This window comes from Ruminiclostridium herbifermentans (genome assembly GCF_005473905.2).
Taxonomy (GTDB): Bacteria; Bacillota; Clostridia; order Acetivibrionales; family DSM-1351; genus Ruminiclostridium; species Ruminiclostridium herbifermentans.
Window position 1 is genome coordinate 156120 of record NZ_CP061336.1, and the last position, 23772, is coordinate 179891.

Annotated in this window: 23 protein-coding genes; all 23 read left to right on the top strand. The window is 32.4% G+C overall.

Going from position 1 to position 23772, the window contains the following annotated elements; all coding sequences use genetic code 11:
* Positions 1–226 precede the first annotated feature (226 nt).
* The 23 genes from flgK (EHE19_RS00675) to EHE19_RS00785 all read left to right on the top strand — a co-directional run bounded on the left by flgK (EHE19_RS00675) (position 227) and on the right by EHE19_RS00785 (position 23770).
* A complete protein-coding gene (flgK, locus tag EHE19_RS00675) occupies positions 227–2326 on the top strand; it encodes a flagellar hook-associated protein FlgK (RefSeq protein ID WP_137697171.1) in 2100 nt (699 codons plus the stop codon).
* Positions 2327–2387: 61 nt separating this feature from the next.
* Positions 2388–4016 carry a flagellar hook-associated protein FlgK gene (gene flgK, locus EHE19_RS00680; RefSeq protein ID WP_137697172.1) on the top strand — a complete coding sequence of 543 codons (1629 nt, stop codon included), beginning with the start codon at positions 2388–2390 and terminating at the stop codon, positions 4014–4016.
* 40 nt (positions 4017–4056) lie between these two features.
* A complete protein-coding gene (flgL, locus tag EHE19_RS00685; RefSeq protein ID WP_137697173.1) occupies positions 4057–5013 on the top strand; it encodes a flagellar hook-associated protein FlgL in 957 nt (318 codons plus the stop codon).
* A 69-nt stretch (positions 5014–5082) separates the two neighbouring features.
* Positions 5083–5664, top strand: a complete 582-nt coding sequence (locus tag EHE19_RS00690) for a DUF6470 family protein (protein ID WP_137697174.1) — start codon at positions 5083–5085, stop codon at positions 5662–5664.
* Positions 5665–5836: 172 nt separating this feature from the next.
* Positions 5837–6283, top strand: coding sequence for a flagellar assembly protein FliW (fliW, locus tag EHE19_RS00695; RefSeq protein ID WP_137697175.1), 447 nt, complete (start codon positions 5837–5839; stop codon positions 6281–6283).
* 2 nt (positions 6284–6285) lie between these two features.
* On the top strand, positions 6286–6507 hold the full coding sequence (gene csrA / locus EHE19_RS00700; protein WP_137697176.1) for a carbon storage regulator CsrA: 222 nt from the start codon (positions 6286–6288) through the stop codon (positions 6505–6507).
* Between the two features lie 732 nt (positions 6508–7239).
* On the top strand, positions 7240–8430 hold the full coding sequence (locus EHE19_RS00705) for a flagellin N-terminal helical domain-containing protein (RefSeq protein WP_137697177.1): 1191 nt from the start codon (positions 7240–7242) through the stop codon (positions 8428–8430).
* Positions 8431–8743: 313 nt separating this feature from the next.
* Positions 8744–8965 (top strand): carbon storage regulator CsrA, encoded by a 222-nt coding sequence (gene csrA / locus EHE19_RS00710; RefSeq protein WP_137697178.1) that lies wholly within the window; start codon positions 8744–8746, stop codon positions 8963–8965.
* A 222-nt stretch (positions 8966–9187) separates the two neighbouring features.
* On the top strand, positions 9188–10390 hold the full coding sequence (locus EHE19_RS00715; RefSeq protein WP_137697179.1) for a flagellin N-terminal helical domain-containing protein: 1203 nt from the start codon (positions 9188–9190) through the stop codon (positions 10388–10390).
* Between the two features lie 83 nt (positions 10391–10473).
* The gene (locus EHE19_RS00720) at positions 10474–12258 is read left to right on the top strand and encodes a motility associated factor glycosyltransferase family protein (protein WP_137697180.1); all 1785 of its coding nucleotides are present in this window, start codon (positions 10474–10476) and stop codon (positions 12256–12258) included.
* An 11-nt stretch (positions 12259–12269) separates the two neighbouring features.
* A complete protein-coding gene (locus EHE19_RS00725) occupies positions 12270–12560 on the top strand; it encodes a hypothetical protein (RefSeq protein ID WP_137697181.1) in 291 nt (96 codons plus the stop codon).
* 54 nt (positions 12561–12614) lie between these two features.
* Positions 12615–13628, top strand: a complete 1014-nt coding sequence (gene pseB / locus EHE19_RS00730; protein WP_137697182.1) for a UDP-N-acetylglucosamine 4,6-dehydratase (inverting) — start codon at positions 12615–12617, stop codon at positions 13626–13628.
* Between the two features lie 40 nt (positions 13629–13668).
* Entirely contained in the window at positions 13669–14196 is a 528-nt protein-coding gene (locus tag EHE19_RS00735; RefSeq protein ID WP_137697183.1) for a GNAT family N-acetyltransferase, read from the top strand.
* Between the two features lie 7 nt (positions 14197–14203).
* Complete coding sequence (locus tag EHE19_RS00740) at positions 14204–15097, top strand: aldo/keto reductase (RefSeq protein WP_137697184.1); 894 nt, start codon at positions 14204–14206, stop codon at positions 15095–15097.
* A 37-nt stretch (positions 15098–15134) separates the two neighbouring features.
* Positions 15135–16433, top strand: coding sequence for an aspartate aminotransferase family protein (locus tag EHE19_RS00745; RefSeq protein WP_171003544.1), 1299 nt, complete (start codon positions 15135–15137; stop codon positions 16431–16433).
* Positions 16434–16503: 70 nt separating this feature from the next.
* A complete protein-coding gene (locus EHE19_RS00750) occupies positions 16504–17268 on the top strand; it encodes a cytidylyltransferase domain-containing protein (RefSeq protein ID WP_244648298.1) in 765 nt (254 codons plus the stop codon).
* On the top strand, positions 17265–18335 hold the full coding sequence (pseI, locus tag EHE19_RS00755; RefSeq protein WP_137697186.1) for a pseudaminic acid synthase: 1071 nt from the start codon (positions 17265–17267) through the stop codon (positions 18333–18335). The genes EHE19_RS00750 and pseI overlap by 4 nt, the downstream gene beginning before the upstream one ends.
* A gap of 45 nt (positions 18336–18380) precedes the next feature.
* Positions 18381–18917 carry a UDP-4-amino-4,6-dideoxy-N-acetyl-beta-L-altrosamine N-acetyltransferase gene (gene pseH / locus EHE19_RS00760; RefSeq protein WP_171003545.1) on the top strand — a complete coding sequence of 179 codons (537 nt, stop codon included), beginning with the start codon at positions 18381–18383 and terminating at the stop codon, positions 18915–18917.
* A 151-nt stretch (positions 18918–19068) separates the two neighbouring features.
* Positions 19069–19764, top strand: coding sequence for a formyl transferase (locus EHE19_RS00765; protein ID WP_137697188.1), 696 nt, complete (start codon positions 19069–19071; stop codon positions 19762–19764).
* Entirely contained in the window at positions 19761–20468 is a 708-nt protein-coding gene (locus tag EHE19_RS00770; RefSeq protein ID WP_244648299.1) for a PIG-L deacetylase family protein, read from the top strand. The genes EHE19_RS00765 and EHE19_RS00770 overlap by 4 nt, the downstream gene beginning before the upstream one ends.
* A 49-nt stretch (positions 20469–20517) precedes the next feature.
* Positions 20518–21747, top strand: coding sequence for a PseG/SpsG family protein (locus tag EHE19_RS00775; RefSeq protein ID WP_137697189.1), 1230 nt, complete (start codon positions 20518–20520; stop codon positions 21745–21747).
* 288 nt (positions 21748–22035) lie between these two features.
* Positions 22036–23193 carry a UDP-4-amino-4,6-dideoxy-N-acetyl-beta-L-altrosamine transaminase gene (gene pseC, locus EHE19_RS00780; protein ID WP_137697190.1) on the top strand — a complete coding sequence of 386 codons (1158 nt, stop codon included), beginning with the start codon at positions 22036–22038 and terminating at the stop codon, positions 23191–23193.
* A gap of 163 nt (positions 23194–23356) precedes the next feature.
* Positions 23357–23770 carry a flagellar protein FlaG gene (locus tag EHE19_RS00785; protein WP_137697191.1) on the top strand — a complete coding sequence of 138 codons (414 nt, stop codon included), beginning with the start codon at positions 23357–23359 and terminating at the stop codon, positions 23768–23770.
* Positions 23771–23772 lie beyond the last annotated feature (2 nt).

Genomic DNA, 23772 nt, shown 5'->3' on the forward strand with positions numbered 1-23772 from the left:
TCTTTGTACGAACACAGTACGTTTCAAGAAACAATTGATTATGATGGTTTTTATATAAACAAACTGTCAAAAGGAAACGTACTTTCAAATAGTTTTTTATAATTTGAGTAATATTGGATTATAAGCGCATCTCCACCAGTATTTCGCCAGTTATTATACTGAGAGACAGAGCGGAGATTAATATATAAATAATTATAAATTGGATCATTTATTAGGGGGACAGCATATGGCTGTAGGATTTTCAAGTTATCAGATAGCTCGTTCTGGATTAAAAGTTAGCGAAAGAGGCTTATATGTAACCGGACATAATATTGCGAACTCAGATACAGTAGGATATGTGAGACAACAGGCAATCATCGAGACTAGTCCATATCAAACCGTATATGGTAGGAATGGCAATATGCTTCAATATGGGTTAGGTGCAGATATTCAGGAAACAAGACAAATTAGAAATACTTTTCTGGATATTATTTATAGACAAGAGAATACTGCGCTAGGTTATTATGAAACTAGAAGTTCCACAATAGAGGATGTACAGGCTATTTTAAATGATCCTATGGGTGATGGACTTCAGGAAATAATGAATCAGTTTTGGGACGCATGGCAAGAACTTTCAAAGGCGCCTGAAAGCCTGACTATAAGGGCTTTGGTTAGAGAAAGAGGTCAAGCATTAGCCCATTACTTTAATCAAGTCGGAACACAACTCGACAGACTTCAGAACGATTTGAACTCAGAGATTGTGGTTCAAATTGATGCAATTAATAGGATTACAAGCAGGATTGCTGTACTCAACCAAAAGATTGCTACCGAGGAAGTTGCCGGTGATAGTGCAAATGATTACAGAGACCAGAGAAATTTATTGTTAGATGAACTTTCTTTAATCTGTGATGCTACGGTTAATGAGATGCAGGATGGACAGGTAAATATTACTCTTGGAGGCTATATTTTAGTTTCAAAGGGAAACTCAAGGAATTTATACGTTAAATCCGACAGTATAAATGGCAATTTTTATACTCCGATGTTGGAGGGCACTGAAATAAAAGTAGAAATAAAAAGCGGTAAATTAAAAGGTCTGTTGGAGTCAAGAGGAGAGGTATCAGGTCTTAAGGGTAGTTATTCAAATGGTACTCCAAATGAAAAGGTTGACATTACATTTGCTATTGATGCTTCATTAGGGTCAGCAGATCTGAGAAATCAAATTGCTTCTTATATAGATGGTTTAAATAAATCAGGTGTTGATTATAACATAAGATTTGTTACTATGGGGACTAATTCAAGTATTTTCAAGAATACAGTTTATACTGCTAATAATATAGATGATTTTTTGAATGATGCAGATTTGAATACTCTTTTTGCTGCAACAGGTACAGAAGGTAACTTTAATGATTTTATTAGTACATTAGAAAGCTTGAAAGCATCAGGTGACTTCAGGTCAGATGCTGCTAATGTTGCTTATGTTCTTTCAAACATGAGTATTAATGGGAACAATGGAAGTTTTGTTACAAATGTAGATGCAGCAGGATATATAAATAGATTGAATAATATAGGTGTAAAAACAACTATTGTAACAGATAAAAGCTATCAGGAACAGGGTGAAGATGCATTAGAAGTAGGTTGGAGCACAATAGCTTATGGTACTGGTGGAGAAGTATTGAAAATGGGAACAGATGCAGACAGCTTTATAAACTTGTTTTCTAATATAAATAGCAATACAAGGATAGCTGTCAATGGGAATATGGGTAATATTCCTACATCTACAAATATAGTATCTGACATAAAAATTAAGCTTAATTCTTTACTAAACGCAGTTATAAGAGAAGTTAATTATCTGTCAAGTACTGGATTTACTTTAGATGGAAAACCAGGTGTAAATTTCTTTAAAGCAATTAATGACGATTATCCTATGGAGATGGGTAATTTTACATTGAGTGATGATTTGACTGGCGATGATGGTCTAAACAATATTGTAGCCTCATCAACTATTGCAGTTGGAGATAATACAATAGCTAGACAAATAGCAAATCTCAGAGACTTTGATTTGCTGGTAGATTCATCAGGAAAAGTTAGCATAGATGAATATTATAGAGCTATTATACTTGATATAGGTAATCGAGGTTCAGAAGCGATAACATCAAGAGATAATCAGAAAGTTCTTGTTTTATCAGCAGAAGAGCAGCGTACCGCTATATCAGGGGTGGCTATGGATGAAGAATTATCAAATATGATGAAGTATAAGTTTGCATATGACGCATCCTCAAGAGTATTAAATATAATAGATTCAATGATTGATAAAATAGTAAATTCTATGGGTGTTGTAGGAAGATAATAGAAAGACATATTTTGAGAGTGGTATTAACATTTGACATTATAGGAGCAGGTGGTAGAAAATGAGACAGAGTTTCTTTGGCTTAAATATTGCAGTAAGTGGACTATATACTGCACAGAAAAATTTGAACACAGTTAGTCACAATATATCCAATGCATCAACTACAGGTTATTCCAGACAACAAAATATTCAGTCTGCTTCTAAACCAATAAATACCTTTGACGGAACTGGTATGATTGGTACAGGCTCTGAAGTTACTGGCGTAAAAAGAATAAGAGATACTTATCTGGATTTTAAGTATTGGAGTGAAAATATTGCAAATGGTGAATGGAGTAAAAAAGCAGAATTGCTTTCTGAGATGGAAACTACATTCAATGAGCCTTCAAACAGTGGTTTTACGAAAATAATGGACAGTTTCTATAGTTCTCTTCAGGAATTATCAAAGGATCCTTCTAGCCCTGCTGTACGTGCTCTTGTCCGTGAGAATGGTGTAACCTTAGCAAATTATTTTAATACATTAGCAACAAGGTTTGAAAGATTACAAGAAGATATAAACGATCAGGTAAGGGTTACTGTAGAGAAGATTAATTCACTTGGAGATCAGATTGCAAAGCTGAATAAACAGATATATGCTTTTGAACTTACTGGACAAGCAGCAAATGATTTGAGAGACGCCAGAACAGTTCTTGTGGATGAGTTATCAAAGCTTATTAATATAAATGCTTCTGAGGTAAAGTATGGAAAGCTGCCTAATGGTGAGGATGATATACACTTTGTTATTACAATAGGCGGAAATAATCTTGTAGATCATTATAGTTCAAGAAAGCTAGTCCTTGACCAAAGAGATATCAGATTAAACTCTGAAGATATACCAAATCTTTATAATGTTAGATGGGATAACGGAAATGAATTAATTCTTACTGGAGGAGAACTCAAGGGGTTAATTGATGTTAGAGATGGTAAGGACGGAATTAAGGGGATGGATGGTACTACTGCTACTCCGTCTTACAAGGGTGTTCCATATTATCAGAGTATGCTTAACGAATTTGTAAGAACTTTTGCAATGGCTTTTAATGAAGGATATAGGACTGAAAATGGTGTGTTAATTGATGGAGTTGGGCATGTTGATGGTTTTGGTGTTGATACCGATGGTCCTGGTCCAGCAACTGCTACATCTGGATTGAGATTTTTTACAATGTTTGGAGAGGGTAATATTCCAATATCCAGTGATGTGTTTATTGACGGAGCAGTTGGTATGAATGCTATAAAGGCACAATATCAAAATATTACAGCAAAAAACTTTACAGTTGGCCTTGATGTTATGAGTAATCCAAATGCAATTGCAGCAACAAATGTTCCAGGTGAAAATGGCAATATAGATGTATTAAATGAATTGCTGAAACTTAGATCAAATGCAAATCTTTTTACTGAAGGAGCTCCTGAGGATTTTATGAAATCTCTTGTTGCTACTTTGGGTATAGATTCTCAGCAGGCTAAGACATTTTCTAGTAGTCAAATAACAATAGTAAAACAAATAGATAATAGGAGAATGTCTGTATCAGGTGTTCAACTAAACGAGGAACTAGCAGATATGGTTAGATTTCAACAATCATATAAGGCATCTGCAAAAATGATTAATACAATGAATGAAGTATATGATACCTTAATAAATAGACTAGGCGTAGGCTAAAAGATAGAATCAAAAAATTGGCTTATGGAGGACACGAAAAATGAGAATAACTAACAATATGATTATAGCAAACATGGTAAGGAATATCAGCAACAATCAACAACGTGAAAATAAGTATCAAACTCAACTTGCCACAGGAAAGAAAATATCTGTACCTTCTGATGATCCAGTTGTTGCAGCTAGAGCTTTGAAGTTAAGAACAGATGTTTCTAAGATTGAGCAATATAAAAAGAATATAAGTGATGCACAGTCATGGTTAAGTGCTACTGATGAAGCCCTTGCTGCAATAGGTAAGGTTTTGCAAACTGCTAGAGAAAAGATGGTACAAGCAGCGAATGGCACAAATACTGTAGAGGAAACAAAGGCAATAGCTGACGAAATAAAACAGCTTAGAACACAAATTATTCACCTTTCAAATTCAACTTACTCTGGCAGATATATTTTTTCAGGTTTTAAAACAGACCAAAAAGTAATGATTGATGATGAGACAGATCCGGATTTTGGGAAATTTGCAATTAGTGTTGATACAGCAACCAGAAAGGAAAAGATATTCTATGAAGTAGGTGTAGGTGATAATATTAATATTAATATTACCGGCGGAGATTTATTTAATAGTCAGGATGCAAATGCGTCTAGCAGAGATTTAGCAGTTGCAGGAAATACAGCATCAATGATACAGATGTTTGATGATGTTATCAAACATATGGAAGCTGGTGATTTTCAACAGATTAGTGCATCCTTAGATACAATAGACGCAGAAATACAAAATGTCCTTAGAGTTAGGGCAGATATTGGAGCTAGGCAAAATAGAATGGACTTAACTGAGGATAGAATTGATAATGATTTCGTTAATTTCACTGAGTCAATGAGTTTAAATGAGGATATTGATATAGCTGAAACTATAATGAATCTGAAAAATGAGGAAAATGTTTACCAAGCATCTTTAGCTGCTGGAGCAAGGATTATTCAGCAATCATTAGTTGACTTTTTACATTAATTATTAGCTATCAATTTAGAGTATTTAATAATCTTGAGTTGAGTTTTAAAACAAGGATGTGAAACAGCTATGGGTTTATCAATCAGAACAACACCAGCAGAAATAGAAATAAAAACTATTCCTGCTAGGTTCGATGCGCATACTACTTATGCTAAATTAGAGCTTAAGCAAAAGCCTCCTTTGATACACATAAAGACAGAGCAGGCTATGGTATTGATAGATCAGTATCCGTGTTTTGCAGAAGAAGGTCTGAAAAATAATGCCGATTTTATGAAGGAGCAAGCTCAAAAGGGTCATAAGAGTATTATTTCCTATACGGGTAAAGTAGCACGTAATGGGGATGAGATGGCAAAAATCGGACATAAAGCAAATATCATGATTAATATTGCAAAAAATGAAGCAATTACAAAACATGAGTTTGGGTTAGGTTATGTACCTAAGTCAAGGCCTAGAATAAGCTCAACAGGTGGTACATTGGAATTAAAAGCAGAGTTTATAAATAATGTCGGTGAGATAAACGGTGTATCTGGTAGGTATATTCCTGGTAAAATTAGACATGACTATTCACCTCCTAAGGTGGATATTAGGGTGGTATCTTATGGCTCGATAGATATAAAGTATTCACCAAACGATGTAGATACTTATATTTGAGTAGGATTTATATTATAATGTTTTTCTATTTCAGATATAAACAAAAATATAAAATTAACGAGACTTAATATCTAGGATATTAAATATTCATAGCTCTTGCTACGTTAGTTTTATAAAAATAATTAATGTAGGAGAGACTATTTTTGTGTCTAAATAAGATGTGGAGGTTAACATGATTGTCGAAACAAAACACTTTGGAAAGATAGAAATGCAAGAAGAAAATATAATTATTTTTGAAAAGGGAATTCCTGGATTCGAGGATATTCATCGTTACGGAATAATTAGTAACGAAGACCCTGAATCACCATTTTGTTGGATTCAAGCAATTGATAAGCCAGAACTTGCATTTGCGCTTGTAGATCCCTTTGCAATAAAAAAAGATTACGATTTTGAATTAAGTGATGAAAATGTGAGTGCCCTTGGAATAGAAGAGCCTTCACAAGTTGCGGTATACGCCATTGTTGTTGTACCAGAGGACATAAGTAAGATTAGCATGAACCTGAAAGCTCCCATTATTGTGAATACAAATAATAAAAAAGCTGCACAGATAATTCTAAATTCTGAAAAATACACTGTGAGGCATTTCATTATGGATGAGCTTCATAGTCAGGGGGTGTAGCTGTGTTAGTTCTTTCAAGAAAAAAAGATCAGACTATTATGCTTGGAGATAATATTGAAATCACTATAATTGAAATTCAAGGTGATCAAGTAAGGATTGGCATAAATGCTCCTAAAAATGTGCCTATATATCGTAAGGAGTTATTTATAGAAATTCAGGAAGAAAACAAGAAGGCTGCAAGCATTGGAATTGTTAAATTTGACAATATTATTAAAAATAAATAAATTTTGATTTTGAGTATTTGAAAGGGTTGTAAAAACAGCTTTTTCTATATAGCGATGTCTTATTGAGAGAAATAGTAAGTATCATCAATATAATCTAATTGTGAATATCGGCTAGAATTTATGCGAAAAAATAGAGGGTGAAGAGCAAGTATTTTGCAGACACAGCGAAAATAAGTAGCTGTGAGTATTAATCAAGACATTATACCTTGATTATACGGTCTGAAAGTGCTTGTTCTTCACCTTAATTATTTTTGCGTCAATTTCGGGAGCGAAGTTATAAATTATTCTGATCGAGGCACTTGCCATGACCACAAGTCATAAATAAAAATGATTAATTTATTCAATAAAAATTTCTCTTAAAAATCAGTGATTAGAAATTTGAGATATGTATGAATTGTAACATTCACTAATAATAGAAAAATAAATGAATATATGATGTTAGTGTTAGTGATTTCAATATCTTTGAAAACAGATTGGCTAAAGGGTAGAAACAATTTTGAAGATAATGAATAACGTATGTATTGTTATAGAATCTTTGTTATCATAAACCAAAATTCGATAATTAATTTAATAATTCGACAGAAAAGACTAAAGTTTTCGTGATTAATCACGATATATATATCAAGTAGGTAATTATAAATACTTTATACTTGCGTATATAGTAAATGACATACCCACAAACCATTCGGAGATGGAAATCCGACGAATCAATTATCAAGGAGGATTTTAATTATGAGAATTAATCACAACATCGCAAGTTTGAACACTAACAGAGCGTTAGGAGTAAACAGAGGTAACACTCAGAAGTCACTTGAAAAGTTATCATCAGGTCTAAGAATTAATAGAGCTGGAGATGATGCAGCAGGTTTGGCAATATCAGAAAAAATGAGAGGTCAGATCAGAGGCTTAAATAAAGCTTCCAGCAATGCTCAGGATGCAATTTCATTAGTACAGACTGCAGAAGGTGCATTAACAGAGACACACTCAATTCTACAAAGAATGAGAGAACTAGCTGTTCAGTCTGCAAATGATACTAATACAGATTCTGATAGAAAAGAACTTCAAGCTGAAGTTAAGCAATTAACTTCTGAAATCGACAGAATCGGTAATACTACTGAGTTCAATACAAAGAAATTGTTGGATGGTAGTGCAAAGGGAGTTAAGGAAGCTATTGATGGATCTTTAAACATCAATAACAATACTTCTAAAGTTAAAATAGACATGAGTACTACAGGAACAAATGCAGATATATTATCTGCTATAAGAACAGATGGTGCTTACAATGGGGCTGTTGCAATAGTAAGAGTTTCAGGAACAAAAGATGATATTAATGCTGGTGACTTTAAAATAATAGGTAAAGATGGTAAAGATCTTGCTGATGTTACAGTTACTGCTGGTAAAATTTCTTTAGGAGCAAATATGATAGGTACAGCAGACGATTTAGTTGCTGAAGATATTAGTGCTATGGCAGTAGGTGAAAGTATTACTTTAGTATTTGGTCAAGCTAAATCAGCTTCTTCTGAGTTGGATGATTCAATCATGGCTCAAATAGGTGCAAACTCTGGTCAGACAATGTTTATCTCAATTGATGACATGAGAGCTACAGCTATTGGTGTTGATACAATTGATATATCAACTAAGTGGGGAGCAGCTACTGCTATTGAAACAATAAACAATGCTATTTCACAGGTATCACATCAGAGATCATCACTTGGTGCTGTACAAAACAGACTTGAGCACACAATCAACAACTTGGATACATCTTCTGAAAACTTACAGGCTTCTGAATCACGTATCCGCGATGTAGATATGGCTAAAGAAATGACTGAGTTCACAAAGAATAACATCTTAACTCAGGCAGCTCAGGCAATGCTTGCTCAGGCAAATCAACAGCCACAGAGTGTACTTCAATTATTACAATAATTAGTTAAAAAAAGAGGCATGGTTTATGCCTCTTTTTTTATGTAACGATAATTTTGATTTTTACTGGAAAGACTAATGGATGTAATTTTATTATAAAAATATTAAATTTGGACACAATAACTAAAACACAAGAGTTTATTTGAAAGATTAATATTAGTTAGAAAATCTTCAAATTAGTGAGTATGCAGTAAAGGTCTGAAATATTGAGAGACGCAATTTTAGATGCACTTTAGGCTGCAATGTTATAGGTATATATGAAGACTTGTGTTAAGATAAAAAAGCAATACAGGTTTAACAATTAGGAGGTGCAGATATGTTAGTTCTTTCAAGAAAAAAATATCAGGCTATTATGCTCGCGGATAATATTGAAATTACTATCGTTGAAATTCAGGGTGAACAAGTAAGAATTGGCATAAATGCGCCTAAGAATGTATCTATATATCGCAAGGAGTTGTTTTTAGAAATTCAGGAAGAAAATAAGAAGGCTGCAAATAGTGGAATTGTTAAATTTGACACTATTTTAAAAAATAAGTAGAATTCAGATTATAATTATAATAAATATATATTTAAATACAATTTATAAAGTTTTTTATTTTTTTCCTTTAAATTACTCTAAAGTTTTTAAAAATAATTTACGATATACTTATCAAGTAGGAGAGTAAATTACTTTAGACCGGCCGGATATAGTAAATGTCATTCCTACATACCATTCGGGAAAGGAATCCCGGAAAATAAAAAAATCAAGGAGGATTATATTATGAGAATTAATCACAACATCGCAAGTTTGAACACTAACAGAGCGTTAGGAGTAAACAGAGGTAACACTCAGAAGTCACTTGAAAAGCTATCATCAGGTCTTAGAATCAACAGAGCTGGAGATGATGCAGCAGGTTTGGCAATATCAGAAAAAATGAGAGGCCAGATCAGAGGCTTAAATAAAGCTTCCAGCAACGCTCAGGATGCAATCTCTTTAGTACAGACTGCAGAAGGCGCATTAACAGAGACTCACTCAATTCTACAAAGAATGAGAGAACTAGCTGTTCAGTCTGCAAATGATACTAATACAGATTCTGATAGAAAAGAACTTCAAGCTGAGGTTAAGCAATTAATTTCTGAAATCGACAGAATCGGTAACACTACTGAGTTCAATACAAAGAAATTGTTAGATGGAAGTGCAAGGGGAGTTAAAGAAGCTGTTGATGGAACTTTAAGTATCAACAACAATACTTCAAGGGTTTCAATTGATATGGCTGTTTCAGGATCAAATGCAGCTACATTATCTGCTATAAGAACAGGCTCACTTTACAATGGAGCTATTGCAATAGTGAGAGTTTCAGAAGGTACTGCTTGGTCAGCTGCAGATTACAGAGTAATCGGAAAAGATGGTAGAGCAATATCATCTGTTGCAATTGCTACTGGTGGTCGCATTAATTTTGCTACAACTACAGCTAATGCTGTATTTACTGCTGCAAGGACGCTTTCTGCTGCAAATATTACTGCTATGGCAGTTGGAGAAAGTATTACACTTGTATTTGGTGAAGCTAAATCAGCTTCTTCTGAGTTGGATGATTCAATCATGGCTCAGATAGGTGCAAACTCTGGACAAACAATGTTTATCTCAATTGATGATATGAGAGCTACAGCTATTGGTGTTGATACAATTGATATATCAACTAAGTGGGGAGCAGCTACTGCTATTGAAACAGTAAACAATGCTATTTCACAGGTATCACATCAAAGATCTTCACTTGGTGCTGTACAAAACAGACTTGAGCACACAATCAACAACTTGGATACATCTTCTGAGAACTTACAGGCTTCTGAATCACGTATCCGCGATGTAGATATGGCTAAAGAAATGACTGAGTTTACAAAGAATAACATCTTAACTCAAGCAGCTCAGGCAATGCTTGCTCAGGCAAATCAACAGCCACAGAGTGTACTTCAATTATTACAATAATCAACTAGTCTAACAAAAAGAGGCACTGGCTCAAGCCGATGCCTCTTTTTATTAGAAAAACTAAGGATAAGGCGGAATGATATATGGGGCACTTCAAATTAAAGAAAGTTAGTAATTTGGTATGGGAGATAGAAGAAACAGAAAATATAGATTTTAAAAATTCAAGATATCTATTTAACAGTCAAATTGATAAAGAAAAAGAAATTGAAATGGTAATAAATAGGATTGATTTTAATTATCATAAGAACTTTATTATATTTGGGTTAAAAAATATTGATTTGTTAGCTGAAATATATAAGCGCAAAACACCATTTAGCACAATTATAATAATAGAAATTTGCAGTAGTCCCAATGAGGATATATATATAAGCTGTGATAAAGATAAATTAGCTTTTTTATTTGATAGGAATACTGTTAATTTGACAATAGGTACGCAAACTGAGTTAGTGAGTCAGTTAGATAGTGTGCTTGGAGATTCTCTTAAATTATATAATTTAAGAAATTTAGAAATAATTTCAATGCCATATTTAAAGTCAACATTTACAAATGAAATAAGTAGCATTAAAACTACTATATTCGAAAGGCTACACACAATAATAACTAGTTTTGGGAATTCAGTAGAGGATATTTTAGTTGGAACGGATAACTATTTAAATAATTGGAAGCATGTATTTAGAGGATTAGATTTTAGCTATTTTGAAGGAATGTATAAGAATAGGCCTGCGATAGTAGTGGGAGCAGGACCTTCGCTAGATAAAAATATTGAATACCTTAGAGAAGCAAAGGGAAAGGCATTAATATTATGTGTTGATGCTGCATTGGATTCACTTCTTGATAAAGGGATAGTTCCGGATATTGTAGCTTCAATAGAAAGGACTACTTTAATAACTAAGTTCTATAAGAGAGATATTATTCCAGATAGTATAGTCTATTTGGGGCCTAACATAATTCCTGGAAGTGTATTGGAAAGATTTAATAGAATTATTTTTACAGGAAGAAAGGGAGATGCAGTTGTTAGGGATCTTAATAGCTATATAGGGTTTAATAATTTAGAAATTGGAGGGAATGTTTCTAATATTCTAATAGCTTTTGCACAATATCTGGGTTGTAGCCCAATAATATTTGTAGGTCTTGACTTAGCATATACAAATGGAAGAACACATACAGCTCAAGTAGCAGATAATCTTGAGGATTCTCTCAGCAATGTCTATAAAGAAAGCACCGTATATGTCAAAGGACAAAATGGTGAGATGCTTGAGACATTTGAATTCTTTATGTATGCAAAGAATTGGATTGAAATTTTAATTTCTATTAATGAAGAAATAAAGTTTATTAATGCAACAGAAGGTGGAGCTAATATTGAAGGTGCAGAAAATAAAAAACTGAAAGAGGTTATTTCAAAATACTGTGTAGAAGAATTGGCAGCAATTAATGATAAATATGATGATTTAATTGCCCAATATCATGTTGATAAAGTAGGTATAACAAAAAAAGGCAAAGAGTATTTCACCAGTATGGAAAAATACTTTAATAAAATTGCAAAAGAAGCAAAAAATAGGTATAACGAGATTTCATCATATACAGGAGTAGGATTGGTTCCATTTATGGAACAAAAAAGATTTTCTATGCAAGCTGAGTTAGATAAGAATTTAGCAGGTAGATTTTTTATTCAATCAATAGTAATAGGTTTTAATCGTGATATTCATTCCTTTCCAATGTATTTAAATAAAGATGATGAAGAAAGGATGCGACAAAGGAGTATGCAGTATTACGATACTTTAGTTAAAGTAAGTAAAAAGATTAATGAAACCTTAAAAATATACAAGAGAATACTTGACAGCTATTTGATTAAATTTAATAATGAATAGGGTGTTAACTAATGGAGACAATAAATAAAATTGAAAATTTTATGGCAGATATATATTTTAAAATGCCAAGTGAACTCAACAATGAGTATATAGATATCTGTGAGCAGATTTCAAGTTTTTTCGAGAAAAATTTCTTGAATTATGAAGAAATAATACAACAGGGAAGAGATATTATTCAATTTTTGTTTGATGTTATGAAAACAGGAGATTATATAAAAATGGCAGATGCGCTCAATTACGATATAAAACCAATTATTGAAGATGCTCTTCTATTTATAGAAAGAGAAAAGTTAAATAACTAAAAGTTTATAAATTTTAGTGAATTTTATGACAATATTTGAAAGGACACAATCAGTATGCTTGACAATTCAGTTATTTTAGTTACTGGGGGAACAGGTTCTTTTGGAAAGTGTTTTATTGAAAACATATTTAAAGAATACTCCCCTAAAAAAGTAATAGTCTATTCTAGGGATGAGTACAAGCAATTTAAAATGAAAAATAAATTTGCTAAAATACTTAGTCCAGAGCAGCAGGATAAGTTAAGATTTTTTATTGGAGATGTCAGAGACAAGGAGCGTTTGTATAGAGCATTTAAAGGTGTAGACTATGTAGTTCATGCAGCTGCTATGAAGCAGGTTCCTGCATGCGAATACAATCCATTTGAGGCCATAAAAACAAACATTCATGGTGCCCAGAATATAGTTGATGCTGCTCTAGATAGGGGAATAAAAAAGGTTGTTGCACTATCAACTGATAAAGCGGTTAATCCTATTAATCTTTATGGGGGAACAAAGCTTGTTTCTGATAAATTATTTATTTCGGCGGGAGCATATTCAGGTGAAAATGGTACTGTTTTTTCAATAGTAAGATATGGTAATGTTGCAGGCAGCAGAGGTTCTGTAATACCATATTTCAAAAATATTTTAGAACAGGGCTCAAAGGAATTGCCAATTACAGATATGCGAATGACAAGATTTTGGATAACACTAGAAGAAGGTGTTAACCTTGTATTAAAAGCTTTAAAAGAATCAAAGGGTGGAGAAACTTACATTTCAAAAATACCATCGTTTAAAATATCTGATTTAGCTAAAGCCATGTGTAAGGATTGTACTATTAAGGAAATTGGTATTCGTGAAGGTGAAAAGCTTCATGAGGTAATGATAACTAAGGATGATTCTAGGTCAACTTATGAATATGATAAGCACTATATTATTTATCCGCAGTTTGATTGGTGGAGTGCAAGCAGATGTTTCGCTGAAGGTGGGAAACGTATAGAGGAAGGATTTGAGTATAGTTCTGGAGATAATTGTCAGTGGCTTGATGTAAATGAAATTAGAGAACGCTTGTCACAATTAAATATAGAGTATTAATTTTGACAATTGGGCTTTTATCACAAATAGAGGTGTAAGCATGAGTATTTTATGTAGTGATAAAATATATCTAAAAATTTTAACTGAAGAAGATGTTAGTGACTCCTATGTATCATGGATGAATGACTACGAAATTGTAAAATACACGGAAAGCCGTTTTTTTCAACATACTACCGAATCTATAAAACAGTTTGTTAAAAATTCGACAAATGCAAATAACATTTTATTTGGTATATTTACTAATGATGAAAAAATTCATATTGGTAATATTAAGCTGGGTTCAATTAATTGGATACACAGATATGCCGATGTAGGTATAATAATTGGCAATAAAAATTATTGGGGAAAGGGAATTGGTACATCAGCGATAAGGCTTGTTACCGATTACGCTTTTAACCATTTAAATTTGCACAAGTTAATTGCAGGGGCATATGAATATAATTTAGGGTCAATAAATGCTTTTAAAAAGAATGGATATGAAAGTGTTTATGTAGATAAAGAAAGGTACTTTTTTGAAGGTAAATATATAGATTGTATCCACATGGAAAAAATCAACGACAGAGGGTAGTATTAATATGAAATTATGTTTAGGGACAGTACAGTTTGGTTTAAGATACGGTATAGCTGGAAACGATAAGCCCAATTTAGCAAGTTGTATCGAGATACTCGACTATGCATATCAAAATAATATCTCTTCTTTTGATACTGCAGCCGCTTATGGAGATGCAGAGGATGTTTTAGGTGAATTCATTAAACAAAAAAAAATAAATCAATATAAAATTGAGATAAATTCAAAAATATCTCCAGATATTTTTAAAGAAGGAACCAATAATAATTGGTATATTAGAGCTAAAGAGTGTGTTATTAATAGCTTAAGAAAACTCAATATTGATTGCTTAGATGGTTACATGCTTCACAATGCAAATGCTTTAGATAATGAAGAGGCTATAGCAGTTTTAGACAGGTTAAAAAAAGAAGGTTATGTTAAAAAAATAGGTGCATCAGTATATAAGCCTAATGAAGCAAAAAAAACTTTCTCATATCGTGAAATGGATATAATACAGATTCCCTATAATATTTTTGATCAGAGACTAGATAAAGAGGGATTTTTTAAATCAGAAATAATAGATAATAAGAAAATCTATGCAAGAAGTGCATTTTTACAAGGCTTGTTGCTTATGCCTGTTAATGAGATACCGTCATATTTATCCGAAGCCATTCCAAAAGTAAAAAGATTTGAGGAGTTATGTGAATCATATAATATGACACGTAAACAGGCCGCAGTAAGTTTTGTTAAAAATAATGATAAAATTGATTATCTAGTCTTTGGAATAGATAATTTAAATCAATTAAAGGAGTTTATTGAGATTTTCTCTAAGGATGCAGCTAAATCTGCAATAAAACAAATATCAAAGGAATTTACGCAGATTAGTGATGAAATAGTAATGCCTTTTTTATGGAATAAGTGAAGTGGTAAATTATTATTAAAATAATGGGGTGATAATATTGACTTTAAAATATTTTAAAAGTGAAGAATTATTAAAACGTGCAAGAAAAGTAACACCTTTAGGAGCTCAAACTTACAGTAAATCTTTTCGATATTTTTGTGAAGGTATTTCTCCTTCATTTATAGAAAAAGGCGAAGGCTGTAGGGTTTGGGACGTTGATGGAAATGAATTTATAGATTTTATTTGTGCATTAGGGCCAGTAACAGTTGGTTACAATAATAAGCAAATAAATGAAGCAATTATTAATCAATTAAATAAAGGTATTTCATTTTCTCAATCAACAAAGGTAGAAGTAGAACTTGCAGAAAAATTAAATCAAATAATTCCTTGTGCTGAGATGGTGAGATTTGTAAAAAACGGCTCAGATGCAACTACATCTGCAATCAGACTTGCACGAGCATATACTGGACGTGATATAGTAGCTTTATCTGGATATCATGGTATGCATGACTGGTCAATAGGATCTACTGCTAATAATAGAGGTGTACCTAAACCTATTTGTGATTTAACCAAGACTTTTAATTATAATGATATTACTTCACTAAAAAAATTGTTTGATGAATATAAAGATAAAATAGCTGCAGTTATACTTGAACCAATTCAAGGCAATGGGCCAGAGGAAGGATATCTCCAAGCTATACGTGAAATAACTAGTAAAAATGGTGCAGTACTTATTTTTGATGAGGTGGTTTCAGGATTTAGATATGCATTGGGGGGAGCAGCTGAGTTATACAATGTGGTTCCTGATATGGTGGCAATGGGTAAAGGAATGGGAAATGGAATGCCTATTTCTGTAGTTGCTGGAAAAAGAGAAATCATGGAATTAATTGAAGAGGGAGTTTTTGTATCGACTACTTTTGGTGGAGAAACGTTGTCAATTGTAGCTGCTTTAGAGACAATTAAGATATTAGAAAAACCAAATGTATATGAAGGAATTTGGAAGCTTGGAAATAAGATGCTTAATGGCTTAAATAATATTATTTCTGATAAGAAAGTTTCTGATGTAGTGTTTACTTCGGGACTAGCTCCTCATGCTGGAGTTCAATTTGAAGGTAAAGGAAGTCTGGACTATTTAGACATCAATTCTATTTTCCAGCAAAGAATGATTCAAGAAGGGATTATGTCGATTGGTATAAATAACTTAAATTTATCTCATTCTGAAAAGGAAATAGAGTTATACCTTAATGCAGCAGAATTAGCATTAGATGATATACAAAGAGCCATTGAGAAGGATTCAACTGCAGGAATTTTAAAGGGTGGAAAAGTTAATCCTGTATTTAAACGCAATATAAAATAGAGAATATAATGACGTAGCTTTAACTTTGCTTAAGATGTGAGTAAATAGCATATGAAAGGTGTGATAATATTTGGTTTATGCTATTATACAGGCTAGAATGAATTCAAGCAGACTGCCTGGAAAAGTGTTATTAGATATATGCGGATTGCCAGTTCTTGTACATGTGGTAAAACGTGTTCAGCTAGCTAAAAGAGTTGATGAGGTTATACTGGCAACTAGTAATACTTCTAGTGATGATTCTCTTGAACAGTGTTGTATTAAGAATAATATAAAATGTTTTAGAGGCAGTGAAGATGATGTACTTGATAGGTTTTATAAAGCAGTTATGTGGGCGGGGGCTAAAGAAGAGGATTATGTTGTAAGAATAACTGCAGACTGTCCCTTTATTGATGCTGAGATAATTGATTTAGTTGTCGAGACAGCAAAAAATTCAAATTGTGATTATGTATCTAATACAATCAAACCAACATACCCAGATGGTCTTGATGTTGAAGTTTTTACAGTAAAGGCTCTGAAAAAGGCATGGGAAAATGCTAAATTAAAAAGTGAAAGAGAGCATGTTACTCCATTTTTATATAAACATCCAGAATTATTTAAAACTCAAAATGTTGAAAATGAATTGGATTACTCAGATTTGAGATGGACTTTAGATGAGAAGGAAGATTTTGAAGTTATTAATAATGTGTATAATGAATTATATAAAAAAGATAGTTTCTTTAATATGAAAGATATACTCATGTTATATAAGAGTAAGCCTGAAATATTTATTAAAAATATCAAGTTCAAAAGAAATGAAGGCTATGAAAAAAGTCTTTTACAGGATGGTCAATTATGAGTTCAGTAGGTAAAAAAAACACTATTAAAATTAAGAATAAATTTATAGGAGATTCACAGCCATGTTATATTATAGCCGAAATGTCTGCAAATCATGCAGGAGATATAAATAGGGCTATAGAGATAATACATGCAGCAAAGGATGCAGGAGCTGACTGCATAAAAATTCAGACATATACTCCGGACACTATGACTATCAATTGTGATAATAAGTACTTTAAAATTGATACCGGAACTTGGAGAGGTGAAACTCTATATAGTTTATATGGTAAAGCATATACTCCTTGGGACTGGCAGCCTATATTAATAAAAGAAGCTGAAAAGATTGGTATAGATTTTTTATCTACTCCTTTTGATAAATCCTCGGTTGATTTTCTAGAGAGCATAGGAGTAGACTTTTATAAGATAGCTTCTTTTGAAATCGTTGATATACCACTTATAAAATATGTGGCTTCAAAAGGTAAACCCATGATAATATCAACAGGAATGGCCTCATTTGAGGAAATTGAGGAGGCTGTAGAGGCAGCTAGAACAAGCGGCTGTAAGGATATTTGCTTGTTAAAATGCTCAAGTGCATATCCAGCAATACCAGATAACATGAACTTGGCTTCAATAGCCGATATGAGAGAGAAGTTTGGGATTCCTATAGGTTTGTCAGATCACTCTATGGGCTCTATTGCAGCAGTTACTGCAGTAGCATTAGGGGCTAAAATAATTGAAAAGCATATATGCATAAGCCGAGAAATAAAAAATCCTGATTCTTCGTTTTCAATGGAAAAGGAAGAATTTTCTGCTATGGTTCGTGATATTAGAGATACTGAAAGAGCAATAGGAAAAGTTGCTTATAGTGTTTCTGAACAAGAAGCTGAAAATAAAATATTTAGAAGATCTATATTTGTTGTTAAGGATATATATGCGGGTGAACAGTTTACAGAAGAGAATATAAGAGTTATAAGGCCAGCTTATGGCATGCACCCCAGATATTATCCTGATGTTCTTGGAAAAACTGCTGCTGAAAATATAAAAATGGGAACACCTCTTAACGAAAAACATATATTAAAGTTTTAAGGATACGTATTAGTTAGATATAAAAAAACTGGAGTTGGTGTTATATTGGAGAGTAGAAGGATAAAGATAGTGCCTTTAGATTCTATACATGATAAATTTGTTGTTAAGTGGCGAAATGATCCAGATGTATCAATCAATCTCTTTAGCAATGATATTTTAACATTGGATAGTCAGAGAAGATGGTTTGAGGTATATAAAAATTCTGATTCTAGAAAAGAATTTGTTATATATACTTTAGACGATAATGTAGCTATTGGTACTGTTGGATTGACAGATATTGATATGCGTAATCTAAAAGCGGAGTTATCAATTATTCTTGGGGAAAAAGAGTATAGAGGAAAAGGATTTGGAGAAGAGGCCCTTAGACTTATTTTGGATTTTGCATTTGAGAATTTGGCATTGAACAAAATTATTCTAAAAGTGTTTAAATATAATGAAAGTGCTTTAAAATTATACAATAAAGTAGGATTTAAACTCGATGGGATACTAAGACAGGATATATATAAGAATAATCAGTTTAACGATGTTATAGAAATGTCATTATTAAAAGAAGAATGGAATAAAACCATAACTAATATATGACTAAGTCTTGGTAATTAATAATATTCACGTAGTTTTGAGAAATATTTGAGTATTTCTGAGTTTATAGTTTTTATAAAGTTAACTTTTAAAAGGATATTAAATTTCACACTTTATTTGTAAATATATATTACCATTTAACAGGGAGTATAATATGAAAATAATTATTGCTACAATAAAAAGTTGGAATATTGAAAATGCAAAAATTCTAAAACAAAATATTTCATCAGAAGATATTAACGTGCATATTATCACCCAAAAAGAACAATTAGACTTTACTTCTTTAAAAGAATATAACCCAGACTATATTTTTTTTCCACACTGGTCATGGATTATTCCTAAGGAGATTTTTAGTAATTTCAATTGTATTGTATTTCATATGACTGACTTGCCTTTTGGCAGGGGAGGGAGTCCTTTACAAAACTTAATAGTTAATGGCTACAAAGAGACTAAAATTTCTGCTATAAAAGTTGAAGAAGGTCTAGATGTAGGTGATATTTATATAAAAGAAGATTTGAGTCTTGATGGAAGTGCACAAGATATTTATAAGAGAGCAAGTGACATAATATTTAAGAGAATGATACCGTTTATTTTAAAAAATAAGCCAATTCCATATAAGCAAACTGGTGAAATTGTAGAGTTTTCTAGACTGAAGCCAAAGGATGGGGAAATTTTACCATCATTTTCAATTGAAAAAATATATGATTATATTAGAATGCTTGATGCAGAAGGATATCCTAATGCATTTATTCAGTTTGGAAATTATAAATTAAGGTTTAATAAAGCTTATTTTAATGATAATAAAATAACTGCTGCAGTTGAAATAACTAAAGAAGAGAGTGGTACATGATGTCAATTGATACAGAAAGTAATAAAAATGTTTTAGTGATTGCAGCCCATCCTGATGATGAAATACTGGGATTGGGTGGAACAATTAGAAAATTAGTTAATGATAATTATAATATTAGCTGTGTAATATTAGGAGAGGGACTGACTTCAAGAAAAGATAGTCGAATTGATACTCCTAAAAATCAACTTATGGAATTAAAGGATAATACCTTAAAATCAGCAAATATTGTCGGCTATTCTAATGTTGAATTTTGTGAATTGCCTGATAACCGTTTTGATAGTGTAGACTTATTAGATGTAATTAAAATTGTAACAAAACAAGTTGAAAAGTATAAGCCAGATACTATTTTTACACATCATTATAGTGACTTAAATATTGACCATAGAATAACATTTGAAGCGGTTACAACCTGCTGCAGACCAGTAGGAAATTATGTTACAAAAAATATTATTTGTTTTGAAACACCTTCCTCAACAGAATGGAATTTTAAAAATTCAGAAAGCTATTTTAAACCAAACTTGTTTATAGATATTACACAAACTATTAAGTATAAGCTAGATGCAATGAGTTGCTATATCACTGAAATTAAAGAATATCCTCATCCAAGATCATTGGAGGCACTAAGAATAATTGCAGCTAGGTGGGGAACTGTAGTTGGGACTGAGTATGCTGAAGCATTTGAAATAGTGAGAAGCGTAAGGTAAGATTTAATGACTGAACAGAGTTTCATAATTTCATTAAAAGAGGACGAGCATGTATAATATAGCAATTAGAGCAGATGGCGGGCCTGCGGTAGGGATGGGGCATATAATGAGATGCCTTGCAATAGCAGAGCAGCTAAAGATTTTGGGATGTAGAATATATTTTTTATGCAGATACAAGCAGGGATTAGATAGGATAAAAGCAATGGGCTTTGAGGCATTTGAGATTGTTATAAAGACAGATGAGACTCAAGGCCAAAACTGTGAAAAAGAAAATGAGAAAACAAATTCTGGTTTTAATTACGGAAGTATAGAAGAACTAAAGGAAGACATCCTTGCAACTTGTGCGATAATTAAGCAGCAAGGCTGTGATTTAATATTAATTGATAAATACAATTTGTCATCAGATTATTTTATTAATATAAAAACTTTAGGTATAAAATTAGCCTTTATTGATGATTTGAACTTGTTTGATTGTCCAGCAGATATAATTATAAATGGTAATATAAATGCCAAATTATTAGGATATAAACAATGTTTTGCTGGGCAGAAGCTGCTGTTGGGTACCAATTATACACCACTTCGCAGTGAGTTTAGAGATGTCCATGAAAGAAAGACTAGATATTTATCAGGTTGGCAGTACATGCCACAGAGTTTAAATGGCAGAGAGATACCGGTACAATCTGTTAGACATAAGGCTGATGCTAATGACTTAATTGATTATTCTCAGCTAGAGGGAAATTACAATAAAAGTAAAGTGCCTGAAATTATGATAACAACAGGTGGAGCAGATCCATATAATATTACAGGAAAGTTTTTAGAATTATTGCTTGCAGATAATAAAACTTCGGATTTCAGATACAATGTAATTGTCAATTCTGGTTTCATTTATAAAGACAAAATTGAAAAGATAGCAAATAATAACTCAAATATAGTATTGTATATAGATTACAAATGTCTTTCAGAGGTAATGCTACGTTCTGATATAGCAATATCCTCCGGAGGCAGTACATTATATGAACTATGCAGTTGTGGTACACCTACAATGGCTTTTATAATGGCAGACAATCAACAAGGTATAGTGGACATGCTGTCAAGTGAAGGTTATATTCAACAACTTGGATGGCATTATGAAATAGAGAAATACAATGTGATGCAAAGAGTGTATGATTTAATTATGGATTATGGACTTAGAAAGCGCTATTCACAAAGAATGCAGGAACTTGTTGACGGTAGAGGAGCATCGCGAATTGCTAGTGAGATAGTAAGTATTATTGACTAAGTATTTATTTATTTTTTAATTTAGGGTATAAGATATTGTTTTATAAGAATGGGTTTTATACGGATTATGTTGTAACAGGCTTTGAGAGTGGTTCGGGTTTGGAACTATTTCTAGCCTCTATGAGAGGTTATTTTTAATCACAAACTATGGGACAATAGTTATTCAGCTAAAAGAAATTGTCTTTTAAATTCAAATATAGTGAATCACAACTTATTAGTATAGAGAGCAACGTATCAAAAGAGAAATCTAGGTAATCGCCTTGAGCGAAGAGGAAGGAATGGATAAAATATGAATAAATCAATTCCATATGGAAAGCAATGGATAGATGATGAAGACATACAAGCTGTGGTTAATGTCTTAAAGAGTGATTTTTTAACTACAGGACCAAAGGTTTCAGAATTTGAAGAAAGACTTGAAGAATATACAGGTGCAAAATATGCAGTTGCATTTTCAAATGGTACTGCGGCACTTCATGCAGCATGCTATGCAGCAGGTATAGGAGAAGGGGATGAGGTTATAACTACTCCTATAACATTTGCAGCATCAGCTAACTGTGCCTTATATGTTGGAGCACGCCCTGTATTCGCTGATATATGCAGTGATACATACAATATAGACCCTTCAGAGATAGTAAATAAGGTTACACCAAACACTAAAGCAATAATACCTGTAGATTATACTGGACAACCTTGTGATCTAGATAGGATAATGGAAATTGCAAAAAAATATAACTTAATTGTTATTGAGGATGCTGCCCATTCTATAGGAGCAACATATAAGGGTAGAAAAGTTGGAAGTATTGCCGATATGACAACTTTTAGCTTTCATCCTGTTAAAACTATTACTACTGGTGAGGGCGGGGCAGTTACAACAAATAGCAAGGAGTTTTATGAAAAGCTGATTTTTTTCAGGTCCCATGGGATTACAAGGGATGAAGATAAACTCATAAATAGGCACGAGGGCGCATGGTTTTATGAACAACAGCTTTTAGGCTATAATTACCGTTTGACAGATATTCAAGCAGCGTTAGGAATTAGTCAGCTAAAAAAGCTAGATAAATTTATAAATTTAAGAAGAGAATTTGCAAAGCAGTATAGTGATGCATTTCAAGACGAGGAAGGTATTATAATTCCTTATCAGAGTCCTGATGGAAATTCTGCCTGGCATATTTATGTAGTACAGTTGGATACTGAAAAATTAATCATTGGAAGAAAAGAGTTCTTTAATATGCTTCAAGAGCGTGGAATAAGAGCAAATGTACATTATATCCCTGTTTACTATAATCCATATTATCAGAAATTAGGATATAAAAAAGGTTTATGTCCAAAAGCAGAGGCTCTATATGAAAGAATTATTACATTACCACTATTTGCGAAGCTAGAACAGAGTGAAATAGATTATGTAATAGAAACTACAAGGAGTATTTTACAAAAAAATAGACTGTAAATATTTGCAAATAACCAATTATTTATTATTAAATAGGCTTAATTCATTAATTTATAGCTTTAACAGCAGCTATAATAATTTTAAATAGATTGCACCAAATAATACTAAACACTTGCCACTGAATTTCCGATAATGTTATTAGAAGAGTTCAAGGAGGTGTCGTATGAAAATAACAGCAAATGATACTAATGTCAATATAAATAATAACAATGGAAATAATAGATCCTCAATTAATAAAACAAATGCTTCTAGTACCAGCAACAACAGTGTAAAGAATGATAGAGATTGGTCTAGGACTTGCAATAAGAATATTTCACAGTTAAGTGAATATGATATGGAAAATATGCCGGTATCCGAGAGGGTTGTAATTGAGGCAATAGAAAAGGCAAATAAAGCTATTCAGGGTGGTAACAGAAGATTTGAATTCTCAATTCATGAGGAAACCAATCAAATAATGGTAAAAGTCTATGATTCTGACACTGATGAACTTATTAAAGAGATACCAAATGAGAAAATTTTAGATATGGTAGCAAAAATTTGTGAAATGGCCGGAATATTAGTTGATGAAAGAAGGTGACA